This is a genomic window from Facklamia sp. P12937, assembly GCF_050409505.1.
Taxonomy (GTDB): Bacteria; Bacillota; Bacilli; order Lactobacillales; family Aerococcaceae; genus Facklamia.
Window position 1 is genome coordinate 72600 of record NZ_JBNUPI010000008.1, and the last position, 12155, is coordinate 84754.

Sequence of the window (12155 nt, forward strand, 5' to 3'; positions counted from 1 at the left end):
CTTGACAGGGGGCATATCAGAAATTCAATCGTCTTTTTTGTGTCCTTATTAAGACAAAATCTTTAAAATAGCTTGAAGCTTCTAAGCTAGGATGAAAGTCCCCCCCTCTTAGTATATAATAATTGGTGTACATAAAAGAAAAGGACGGAAATTATGATAAAATTAATGAAGCAAATCACTCGTTTTGTTTTTGTTGGAGGGACAGCGACCCTACTAGATATGGGGATCCTCTATTTGCTTAATTATCAATTTGGTGTTAATCACCATATTGCCGCAACCATTGCTTTTGTAGTAGCTACCTTTTATAACTATTACCTGTCTATGAAATTTGTTTTTAAAAGTAAGTTTGAAGCAGGAGAACGACATAAAGAATTCCTGGCTTTTTTCATTTTAAGTGTTATCGGATTGCTAATCACCCTAATCGGCTTGGTAATCTTTGTAGATTGGCTCAAGTGGGATGTAATGATTTCTAAGGTGCTGATCGGTATTGTTGTGATGATTTTTAATTTCGTGACACGTAAAATTTATTTTGAAGGGGAGGCAGACCTACATTGAAAATAACAATTTTGATTCCCTTTTATAATGAAGAAGAAATGATCGAAAAGACTCACCAAGTTTTAAGTAAAGAATTGAAAACAATGGTTGAGTTCGAATTTGAATTACTTTATGTGAATGATGGCTCCTCCGATCACACCTTAGAATTGATGCGAAAAATTGCTGAACAAGATGAGCGAGTTAAATACCTTTCATTTAGTCGCAATTTTGGTAAGGAGGCTGCAATGTTAGCGGGCTTTGATCATGCCAGTGGCGAAGCAGTTATTATTATGGATGGAGATTTACAAAATCCGCCATATTTAATTAAAGAAATGATTGCTAAATATCAAGAAGGCTATGATGTGGTGAATGCCAAGCGAAGTCGAGATGGCGAACGAAAAACAACCAGTTTTTTTGCAAAAATCTTTTATAAAGTTGCCAACACCATGATGGATGTCGAATTGACGGATGGTGTTTCGGATTTTCGTCTGTTATCACGGCCAGCCATTAATGCTATTATCTCATTAAGAGAGTATAATCGTTTTTCTAAAGGATTATTTTCTTGGATAGGTTTTAAGGAAACGGTCATTGAATATGAAAATGAATTACGACAAGCAGGACAAACAAAATGGTCATTCAAAAAGTCTTTAAACTACGCTTTAGATGGAATCCTATCCTTTTCTAATCATCCCTTAAGAATGATTTTTGGCTTAGGTTTAACTTGTATTGCAATTGCCGGACTCTATATTATATGGTTACTTTTTAACTACTTTAGTGATCCGAGTCAAGCAGTATCAGGTTACTTCACCACTATTTTTACAATTGTATTTTTTGGAGGCGTTCAATTAGTCTCCATTGGGGTTTTAGGTGAATATATTGGTAAAATATTCTATGAGGTAAAGGGAAGGCCTCATTATATTATTGAAGAAAGCAATATTAAGAAGGGGGACCAGGAATGAAGAAAAAAACATGGATTTATGGAATGAGCGGCTTGGCTCCTTTGGCCTTAATGCTAGTAGGGTGGTTTATTAATGATTTCTTTCCTTTTGGAGAAAAGTCTTTCTTAGCTATCGACTTTAATCAGCAATTTATTGATTTATATATATTTATGCGAAATTCTTTTTATTCAGGTGATTTTGGCGCTTTGTTTTATTCTTTTACCAAATCAATTGGAGGAAATATGATTGGGGCTTGGGCTTATTACTTAATGAGTCCTTTCAATATATTTTATTTAATTTTACCCATGAAATGGATAACCTATGCTATATTTTTATCGGTATGGTTGCGGTATGGGGCTATGGGCTTATCCATGGCTTATTATCTTATTAAACGCCATGGTGGCCAAAAAAGACCTTATTTGACTTTGATTTTGGCTACCACCTATGCCTTGAATGGTTTCGCTGTGTCTTATCAAATGACACCTATTTTTATGGATGCATTATGGCTAATGCCTCTGCTGCTTGTAGCGCTAGAAAATGTACTGGATGGTAAAAAGCCTTACACCTACATTTTTCTTTTGGCTTCGACTATGATCATTCAATATTATATGGGCTATATGATTTGCTTGTTTATTTTATTCTATAGTTTTTATTATTTGTTTGTTCAATATTACCAAGTACATAAAGACCATTATTTTAAATTTTTAGGACAAAATGTTGTTCGCTTAGGTATGTTTTCTCTAATAGGAATTGGACTGTCAGCTCTATTATTAGTGCCTAACATTTATAACTTACTCTTTTCAAAAGCTGCTTTGGAATCGACTCTATCTTTTGATTGGGAATTACAAATAAATCCATTAGATATCTTTGCTAAGTTAATGATAGGGGCTTTTGATAATGAGTCATGGTCTGCGGGACCGAACTTACCCAACATATATGTTGGGTCCTTAGCTATGGTGGGGGTAATCAGTTATTTCCTATCGAAAACAATTAAAACCAGCCATAAATGGGCGAGCGCTACTGTTTTAACTATCTTCTTCTTTTCTATGACCCATGAATTCACTAGCAAGATTTGGCATATGGGACAAAATCCAGCAGGCTTTTTCTATCGTTTTTCTTGGATTCTAGTCTTTTTCCTTATCTTATTAGCTTATCAAGGACTCAAGGATAAAGTGATTGAAAGCCAGGAAGTTTTCATTGGAATAGCTATTGCCCTCTTAATTCAGTCTGTAGTGATGGTCAAGGAATATTCTTTCCTGACTCCTGAACAAAGACAAGCTTCCGCCTTTATTTTTGGGCTAATGTGGTTGGTTCTTTATTTAGTAAAACAGCCTCACTTTAAATGGCTGCTAGTTTTATTATTAAGTTTTGGAGAGTTAAGTGCCAATGCCTATCTTTCCCAGGGAAGACTAAATCATAACAATGCTTTTAAATTTGAAAATGCACTGGATGTCATTGACGAATCTATTGATAAAATTCGTCCAGACAAAAGCGATTTTTACCGTATCTCTAAAACATTCTATCGGTCTAAAAATGATCCGATGACTTTTAGTTATCCTGGAATGACAACCTTCACCTCTAGTTTAGAAGGCTCTACACGAGATTTGTTCGAAGAACTAGGGAATTCAGCGATTGATGCATCTATTTATTATTATGGTACTCCTTTAACTGATGCTCTATTCGGAGTGAAGTATTTTGTAAATAATGAACCCTTTTCAAGTGATGATCAAGCTGTTATTGATCAGACTTATATTTTTCCAACGGATGTGACACGCCTAGATATTACTAATGAGGCGAATAAGGTAGATGAAACCGATCGATTTACCATTTTCCAAACGCCTAAAACATTGCCGATTGCTTTTGGAGTAAGTAATCAGTTGGCTCAATTGAATTTAATTGAAAACCGACCGATCGCTAACCAAAATGCGATTGCTCAAGCTCTCCTATCAGATGATACAGAAATTTTCAAACTGGTTGAGACCGAGGTGACTTTAACCAACTTAATTCATGGAGCGACACAATCAGGAGGTCAAATCTTTTCTCGTGAAGATAATACACTGGATGGTTCAATGAAGTTGATTTTTACGCCAACTACTGATGATTCCTACTTTGTCGATATTCCGCGCAGTTTATCAACCTATAAGGGAGAAGTCGACATTTTATTAAATGGACAGAATTACGATTATCGCTCTAAATTCGGAGCCAATCAAGTCTTTAATATTGCCCATCAAGCCAAAGGTCAAGAACAAGAGTTGGAGATCATTATTAAGGCTGACCGACAATTCAATTTGACAGATCTGAAGATTTACCAAATGGATCAAAATAAGGTTAACCAAATAATCGAAGACCGGCAGTCAGAGGCCATACAAATAGAAGAGTGGGGCTCCAACTATGTGAGAGGTTCGATTACAATTAAAGATAGCCCTTGGGTGTTTACTTCTATTCCGTACGACCAAGGATGGCAAGTGAAGGTCGATGGAGAACTTGTAGAAGACGAAAAAATATGGGATTCTCTTTTGGCCTTTCAAGTAGAAGCTGGCGAACATCAACTTGAAATGATCTTTCAGCCGAGAGGCCTTTTATTGGGAGCAGGCATTACTAGTTTGTCTGCCTTAAGTTTAATTGCTTGGGCTCTTCTAGAGCAAAAGTACGGCAAGTTCTTAATGTTTCATCGAAATGGTGAGTCGTTAAATAAACGACAAATTGGTCGCTCAGCCAAAAAGTCTCCTACTGACCAGCAGGTTGAAAGGTTCAAAATTACAAAAGATCCAACGAATGACATTAAAGTAGAGGAGTAAATTTCAAGATGAGTCAGAAAAAATCTTTAATTATTTCTTGGTCACTTGGCTTTCACTTTCTATCAGCTTATCTAATAACGGCGATTTTAAACATTATGATGTGTCCTGAACTCAATGTTTTGGTCATTCTGGATAATCAAGTGTCCATATTTTCTTTTTTAAGTATGCTTGTTTTAGTTTTTTCACTTTTATTAGCGGGCGATTTTCATTTTTCAAGAGAAGATTTAAGAGGAGAATTTTTTACTATTGTCTTAGTAATATTTTGTCTATTCTTTACATGGCAAAACTCATCCTTAGTAATCGTCTTGGGTGTGTTTTTTCTTTTAATGACCTACTATTGCTATCTCTTTTTCAATAGACTTAAGAAACAATTCATTGTATTGGGAGGAGCTTTTATCTTAGCGATACGCTTCATTTATCTGGCTGTTTTTTTGAATGAAGAAACATTTGTAACAAATAGTTCATCAATGGATAAAAAATTATTAATCTTATTTATTTTAAGTGCTATTTTAGCTTACTTCTTAACTCGTGGAAGTCTTCTGGAACGATTAAATTTAAGAATGAGGTCAGGGAGTTTATGGGCAATATTCTTTCTGTCCATTATATTGTATGCATCAACAGTTGGCTTATGGGTAATTGCTAGAGTTTTAGTCTATGCTTCACCGACTTATGATATGGGCATTTTTTCGCAGATGTTTGAGAGTATGGCGAATGGGATGGGGCCTATTACAACTTTAGAAAGAGGAGAAAAGTTGTCACATTTTGCAGTGCATCTCTCTCCTATTCATTATTTAATTCTGCCTGTTTATTGGCTATTACCGAGTCCTTTGACTATTCAAGCGCTTCAAGTTCTCATTGTAATGTCAGGAGTCATACCTTTATATTTAATACTTAATCAGTTAAAGTGGAGTGTGAAGTATCGAATTGTCTTTCTTTTGCTCTATTTATGGATGCCATCATTGACTAGCGGTCAATTCTATGACTATCATGAAAATTGTTTTTTAGCACCATTAGTTTTATGGTTAATTTATGCCGACTTCAGTCAATCGAGCTGGAAGATGGCGGTAGCAACCCTATTATTATTAGCAGTCAAAGAAGATGCGATTGTTTATGTAATAAGTATCGGGGCTTTCTTTTTATTACAAAATCTTTGGCCCCAAACGTCTAAGGTAAAAAAAGTAATACTGGGGCTTCAGATTATTATACCAATAGCTTATTTTTTCTTTGCTATTACTTGGTTAAGACACTTTGGCACTGGGGCAATGACTAGTCGCTTTGCCAATTTTATGCTGACAGACCAAGAGGGTTTAATCCATGCGGTCTTTAATGCCATAAAAAACCCCGCATTCACATTAGCAAGTATTTTTACTTATGAAAAGTTAAAGTATCTCTTGATTATTTTTGCAAGCCAGGCCTTCTTACCCTTGCTACAAGTTTCATGGCGCCCGTATATTTTATTGTTACCCCTTTTGGTCATCAATCTTGTCAGTGACTGGCCTTATCAAGTCGACTTATTTAAACAATATCACTTTGGGTCGAGCACGCTTATTCTTTTTATGTCTATCATAACCATTGAACATTGGCAAAGAAGAAAAGTGTATCTGTTTCGAACCAAAAAAATCTCATTTGAACAATTATCTAGCTTTTTCATCACCTTATCAATATTAGCAAGCCTTTCGTTTTTTGTAACAATGATAGGCCCTAGAAAGTATGATTATCAATCCTATCAAAACGACACTGAATTTTATCAATCGATTCAAAAGACCTTAGCTAAAATACCAAAAAATAGTAGAGTTGTGACGGTATCCTCATATACGACACCTTTATCAAAAAATTCAGAACTCTATGATCTTTTCTATCATAATAATCGAGAAGTAGACCTTACTATTGATTATGTTGTTTTTAATCGCTCAATTTTAGAAGGTCAATCAGAAGAAAAACAAGTAATTGAAAAATATCTTGCTTCAGGCTATATTGAAAGTGATCTTTCAGGTAGGGATGTTGTTATTTTAGAAGCTAGATAAATTTTTGAACCACCTAATCCTAGGTGGTTTTTAAAATAGGACGATATCATCTTTACTATTCGACATAACCGACAAAGTTCTTCTTTCATGATAAAATAAAAATAGATTTCAGTTTAGGAGTGGGTTAAATGCCAGAATTACCAGAAGTAAATGCTGTCATGATTGGATTGAATCAGTTGGTTCAAGGAAAGACCATAAAAAAAGTAAATGTTTATTGGCCTAGAATAGTAGGGGCTGAAAATGCTGAAGAAGTAAAATTGTTTGCTAATCAGTTAATCGACCAACAAATCATTGAAGTCAAACGAAGAGGAAAATATTTAATATTTATTCTTAGCGATAAGGTTATGATTTCGCATTTGCGAATGGAAGGTAAATATCAATACACTCCTCAAGATCAATTGACATCCTATCAAAAAGATAAGCACACTCATGTCGAATTTATGTTCTCTGATGGAACTTTATTGAACTATCATGACGTTAGAAAGTTTGGTCGGATTGAAGTAATAGCGAAAAATGAGCTAGAAAATTATTTTCTCGCCAAGGACTTAGGTCCAGAACCCACAGAAAATGAGTTTGATTTAGCAAGTTTTCAAAAAGACCTATCCAAAATTAATCGTATGATTAAACCTGTTCTCTTAGATCAAAAAACAGTGGCAGGTTTAGGAAATATTTATGTTGATGAATCCTTATTTAGAGCAGGAATCCATCCAGCTAGTTTGGCCAGGTCTGTTCCACTAAGTAATATGCAAGATCTACATCAATCAATCATTGAGGTGATTGATGAAGCGGTCAAGGCAGGAGGCTCATCCGTTCGAACTTACCGCAACAGTTTAGGACAAGCAGGAGAATTTCAACAACAATTGCAAGTGTATGGGCGCAAGGGACAGCCTTGTTTTCGATGTGGTACTACCGTAGAAAAAACTCAGTTGGCTCAACGAGGCACACATTACTGTCCAAGGTGTCAGAGATATTTTACTTAGTAAAAACAAACATGATCGACTAAACAGGAGGTATAGTATGACGTTTTTGATAGCATTAACAGGAGGAATAGCAACCGGTAAATCAACCGTGGCTCAAATAATTAAAAATTTAAACTATCCAGTTATTGATACGGATCTAATTGCAAGGAAAGTAGTTAAGCCTGGTAGTAAGGGATTAAATAGACTGGTTGAAAGATTTTCTGAAAAAATCCTATTGGGCTCAGGTCATTTAAACCGTCCACTTTTATCGGCAATAGTCTTCAATGATTCTCAAGCTTTAGAAGCCCTTAATCAAATTTTACACCCTTTGATTCTTGAAGAGCTAAGACGTCAAATTAAAACGTTATCTGAACCATTGGTATTCGTTGAAGTGCCCTTGTTATATGAAGTGGGTTGGCAAGCTTTCTTTGATCAGGTGTGGGTGATCTATGCGCCTTATCATAAGCAATTAGAACGCTTGACTCAAAGAGATCAAATCGATCTAGAAATGGCTCAAAGAAAAATTTCTAGTCAAATCCCCACTATCGAAAAAATTGAGCAAGCTGATTTTGTCATTGATACTGAGTTTGACAAAGAGACAGTTGCTGAACAAGTTAATCAAGCATTACAAGATTTATTAAATAAGCTATAATAGAATTAGGAATTACTTTAATATATTTATATAGAAAGGGGGAGCTTTGATGGAATGTCCAAAGTGTCATCAGCAACAATCCAAAGTAATTGATTCCCGACCCGCAGAAGATGGTGCATCTATCCGACGTAGAAGAGAGTGTATGACTTGTGGTTTTCGTTTTAATACTTATGAACGTATTGAGAGAACACCTTTATTAGTAGTTAAACGTGATGGAACACGTGAAGAGTTTAATCGTGATAAACTCTTGCGTGGTATTGTTAGAGCGGCAGAAAAACGACCGATTAGTCGTGAGCAAATGGAAGAAGTGGTCGGTCACGTTGAAAATAAAATTCGAGAAGTTTGTGAACAAGAAATTGCTAGTAAAGATATCGGTGAATTTGTAATGCCTTTATTAATGGAATTAGATGAAGTGGCCTATATTCGTTTTGCTTCGGTATACCGTGAATTCCAATCACGTGAAATGTTTATTAAAGAACTTGAAGCCCTAACGCTACAATCAAAATCATCGGAGCAAGAGGACCATGGTCTTACAGATTAATCCTTATCAACCTTATCAAGTCAAATTAGGCCTTCCTTTATCATTTCAGCAACTTCAATGTTTAACTCAACTTTATCAACCGATTATTGGGGCCGATGCAGTCAGTTTATATTTAACTTTGGCTCACCAACCGAGAGAAAAACTTAATTGGACCTATCGGACGATGCACTCTCGATTATTACCTGTTCTTAATATGGGTATAGGGGATTTCAATCAAGCACGCATTCATTTAGAAGCTGTGAATCTTATAAGGACTTATCGAGATGAAAAGTCACATGATGACTATACACGGCAAACTATTTTCTATGAAATGCAAATGCCTTTGTCAGTGGAACATTTTTTTAAACATCCCCAATTATCATTAGCTCTTTTTAATCAAATAGGTGATGAGTCTTATTATGGCTTGATTCGTCTGTGGAAAAAAGAAGACCTAGGGCAGACAGCATTAAGCGAAATCACCTTACCTTTCGCTGAGGTTATCAATGCTAAAAGCGAAAACTTTCGTCGTAGTGAATTATTTGAAGCGACCGAAGGCATACAATTCCAAGACCAATACTCAAATTTTGAGCTTGATGAAGACAACTTTCAAGATAGATTTGATTTATCTTTCTTTTATCAGATACTAGCCAGTAAACAAGTTGCTAAAGAATTGATAAGCCAAGCTGTCTTGAACCAAATAGCTAGCTTAAGTCAGTTTTATGAACTAGATGAGGAAGCTATGGCGCAAGTTGTTAAACTCGCTCAAAGTCCAGTCACACAACAAATTGATCTTGAATTGTTAAGAACTTATGCAGCAAAATATCAGTATTTTAAGAAACGCGAATATTATGATCAATTAGTCGACCAGTCAGTCAAAGCAAGTCACGAAGAACTTGCTAATTTGAAAAATGATTTAAGAACGAACTATCCAAGCTTTACCGATCAAGAAATTGAAATTATACTTATCTGTCAGCAAATGAATCCAAGTGAATTTTTAAATCAAATTAAAGAAGAAGCAGGCGGATTTGCGACGAGTTCTGAACATTATTATTTAAAAGAACTAATTGAGAAATCACGTCTGCCACAAGCTGTCTTGAACTTTTTAGTTTATTATTTAATCGTTATGGAAGGGCACGCCAATTTTGAAAAAGGAAGATCGAATCGATTGGCTAATGAGTGGCAACAAGTGGGACTATCCAATCCTGCAGAGGCCTTGGAGTTCTTACATAAGCAGAGACTCTTTAAAGAGAAACAAAGTAAAATTAAAGACAAGCAAAAAGCACAATCATCAAAGAACAATTGGACTAACAAAAAAAAATATCAAGAGTTGGTGCCTAGTTGGTTGAAGGAACAACAAAATCCAAAAGCCACTTCTCAAGAAAATGCTAGCAGTAAACCAGTTGAGACAAATGGTAAGAACGCATTGTCAAAGGAGATAGATGATGACTCTATAGACAAAGGCGCAAAACCTTCGTCACAATTAAAAGAAGAAGAAATTCGCAAACGACTAGAGAACTTATTAAATAAGGGGGAAGATTAAGATGCAATCCATCAAACAGCTGATGAAAGATTTTGAAAATCAAACACCCCAATCTGCTTCAAGTCAAGAAATGACAAAAGTGCTTCTCAATTATCCTGCTATTAAGGATTTTATCAATGCTAATCAGGACAAAATTTCACTAGAAATGATCATGAATTCTCTATCCAAACTCAACGAGTATCGGATGGAAAAAGAAGCCATGGCAGCAGGTAAAGAAGGGCAAAACCCTGGTTTTACACCGGAACTTTTTATCAACTATAACTATATAGATGTTACCTATGTGCCCACTCAAAGTTATTTACATCAACAGGCCCAAAGAAAAACAGCTGCTTTAATTGATAATCGGATGATGGCTCTAGATGTTCAAAAAGCAAGGCTTGAAGATTACGACTTAACCAGTCCGCAACGTTTAGTGTTGATGGAAGCTGTCACAACTTTTATTGAAGAGATTAAAGTGAATATTCGTCAAGCCAGAGGTATGTATATCGCTGGACCGTTTGGTGTTGGAAAGACCTATTTATTAGGGGCCTTAGCCAATGCTCTAGCCAGTTTGGGTTATCAAGTATCGATGATTCATTACCCAACCTTTACGATGGAAATGAAGGCTGTGATTGGGCAAGACAATCAATTATTTATGATGTTAGAGCAAATTAAGAAGAAAACAGTTCTAATTATTGATGATATTGGGGCGGAATCGAATTCAGCTTGGTTAAGAGATGATTTATTAGGGGTTATACTCGAACATCGGATGAAGGAATCCTTACCAACATTTTTCACTTCCAACTTCACAATGGCAGAGTTAGAAGTTCATCTAGCTTCTAGTCGTAATGCTTCCGACGTGACGAAAGCGGCAAGAATCATGGAAAGAATTAAATTTTTAACTAAGGAATGGCAATTGACGGGAGAAAATCGCCGCTTATCTAACCGTTAATTTATTAAAGAGAGGAAATCGATGTATGAGAGATGGATTCAAATCAACAGATTTTAAAAAAGAGCAAAGGTTTATATTGCTAGTCCTTGCTATTGCACTGATTATTCAAATAACGGTGGCAGGGTTGTATTTCTTTGTGGAAAAGCAAACTGTTTTATTATTTCCTATGTTTTTAGGGATTTTAGCTAATTTGACTGGCATTGGCAGAGTAATGCAATTATGAAACTAATTCTGTCAACCGTAAATGAAAATGTCCTGAAATTTTAAAAATTTGCGGGATAAAACTACCGCGCTTCGCTTGGTGAACTCGAGGAAAAAGTGAGAATTTCTATTCTCATCTTTTTCCTCGAGTGTTCTTCTTTTATACTGGATGTGTCTGCTTCAATTGCTTAAGATACCGCTGATAAGAGGCTGCTTTCCATGGATGAGATAAAGGCGGGATAGGAATGACTTTTGGCTTAGTTTTAGGAGGCGGTGTATCGAATTCTTTCGAATAACGTTCATGTTCAGGAACGATCTTGAGTGGATACAAGGTCTCTTGATAATTGGCATATAACTCAAGATTACGCGTCTCAATGACCATCACACGCGTATGTGGAGGAAGGTATTGAACGTTACCTGAGTCATCGACACATTGGTAAGTTTGGCGATGATAGCGGATGGAATGTCCCGCATTTACAACTCTGAAATCATGTCGACAAAGTAAATAGTTCAAATTAACGCAAGGGTCTATCTTTTGAAAGACATTTCGGTTATCTTTAAGTTGGAAAGCAAATCGCTGATTAAATAGAGGAATAAATTGAATCAAGAAGTGATTCGCTTCCGCTAAGGTTTGGATATTAGCCAGACGCATTTCGCTGATTAAGCGGTCTTGAAGTGTGTTAAACACGCGTTCCACGCGTCCTTTAGCTTGGGGGATTGAAGTCGTCGACAGGACAATCCCTAAGTTTTGGCACATATATCCATACTGTGTTAAGGTTCTCTGGTCAGACAGAGAGCCTTTTTCTTTTCTCCCAGCCTTAAAGATCGTGCGATTATCGGTCAAAATTTCAACAGGAATGCCTTTGTTTTCTAGAAACTGAGCAGAAACTTCATAATAAGCAGCTAAAGTTTCTTGCTTGTCAAAGAAAGCACCGACAATCTCTCCCGAAGCATCATCAATGGCGACGTGTAAAAAGGCTTTTTCTGTTCCAAACCAAACATGTTGAGAAGCATCCATTTGAATTAATTCTCCGGCATATTTTTTGCGGGAGCGAGAA

11 protein-coding genes are annotated in these 12155 nt (G+C 36.0%); 10 read left to right on the top strand and 1 reads right to left on the bottom strand.

Annotated features, from left to right (window positions below; translation table 11 throughout):
• Positions 1–153: 153 nt before the first annotated feature.
• From ACQV2R_RS04355 to ACQV2R_RS04400, 10 genes are all read left to right on the top strand, one after another.
• Entirely contained in the window at positions 154–555 is a 402-nt protein-coding gene (locus ACQV2R_RS04355) for a GtrA family protein (RefSeq protein WP_428873616.1), read from the top strand.
• Positions 552–1493: a glycosyltransferase PgfS gene (gene pgfS / locus ACQV2R_RS04360; RefSeq protein WP_428891864.1), complete on the top strand. Its 942-nt coding sequence runs from the start codon at positions 552–554 to the stop codon at positions 1491–1493. The genes ACQV2R_RS04355 and pgfS overlap by 4 nt, the downstream gene beginning before the upstream one ends.
• A complete protein-coding gene (locus tag ACQV2R_RS04365) occupies positions 1490–4270 on the top strand; it encodes a YfhO family protein (protein ID WP_428891865.1) in 2781 nt (926 codons plus the stop codon). Before pgfS ends, ACQV2R_RS04365 begins: the two co-directional genes overlap by 4 nt.
• Before the next feature lie 8 nt (positions 4271–4278).
• Positions 4279–6294: a DUF2079 domain-containing protein gene (locus tag ACQV2R_RS04370; protein WP_428891866.1), complete on the top strand. Its 2016-nt coding sequence runs from the start codon at positions 4279–4281 to the stop codon at positions 6292–6294.
• Positions 6295–6422: 128 nt separating this feature from the next.
• Entirely contained in the window at positions 6423–7274 is an 852-nt protein-coding gene (gene mutM / locus ACQV2R_RS04375) for a DNA-formamidopyrimidine glycosylase (RefSeq protein WP_428876501.1), read from the top strand.
• A gap of 37 nt (positions 7275–7311) precedes the next feature.
• The gene (gene coaE, locus ACQV2R_RS04380) at positions 7312–7905 is read left to right on the top strand and encodes a dephospho-CoA kinase (RefSeq protein ID WP_428873621.1); all 594 of its coding nucleotides are present in this window, start codon (positions 7312–7314) and stop codon (positions 7903–7905) included.
• Between the two features lie 49 nt (positions 7906–7954).
• A complete protein-coding gene (nrdR, locus tag ACQV2R_RS04385) occupies positions 7955–8446 on the top strand; it encodes a transcriptional regulator NrdR (RefSeq protein WP_428876502.1) in 492 nt (163 codons plus the stop codon).
• Complete coding sequence (locus ACQV2R_RS04390; RefSeq protein ID WP_428876503.1) at positions 8430–9965, top strand: DnaD domain protein; 1536 nt, start codon at positions 8430–8432, stop codon at positions 9963–9965. Before nrdR ends, ACQV2R_RS04390 begins: the two co-directional genes overlap by 17 nt.
• A gap of 1 nt (position 9966) precedes the next feature.
• Positions 9967–10896, top strand: coding sequence for a primosomal protein DnaI (gene dnaI / locus ACQV2R_RS04395; protein WP_428873624.1), 930 nt, complete (start codon positions 9967–9969; stop codon positions 10894–10896).
• Between the two features lie 25 nt (positions 10897–10921).
• Complete coding sequence (locus tag ACQV2R_RS04400) at positions 10922–11119, top strand: hypothetical protein (RefSeq protein WP_428891867.1); 198 nt, start codon at positions 10922–10924, stop codon at positions 11117–11119.
• A 138-nt stretch (positions 11120–11257) separates the two neighbouring features.
• Here ACQV2R_RS04400 and ACQV2R_RS04405 read toward each other — a convergent pair.
• Positions 11258–12155: ISNCY family transposase (locus ACQV2R_RS04405; protein WP_428891868.1), on the bottom strand; the 898-nt coding region annotated here is incomplete at its 5' end.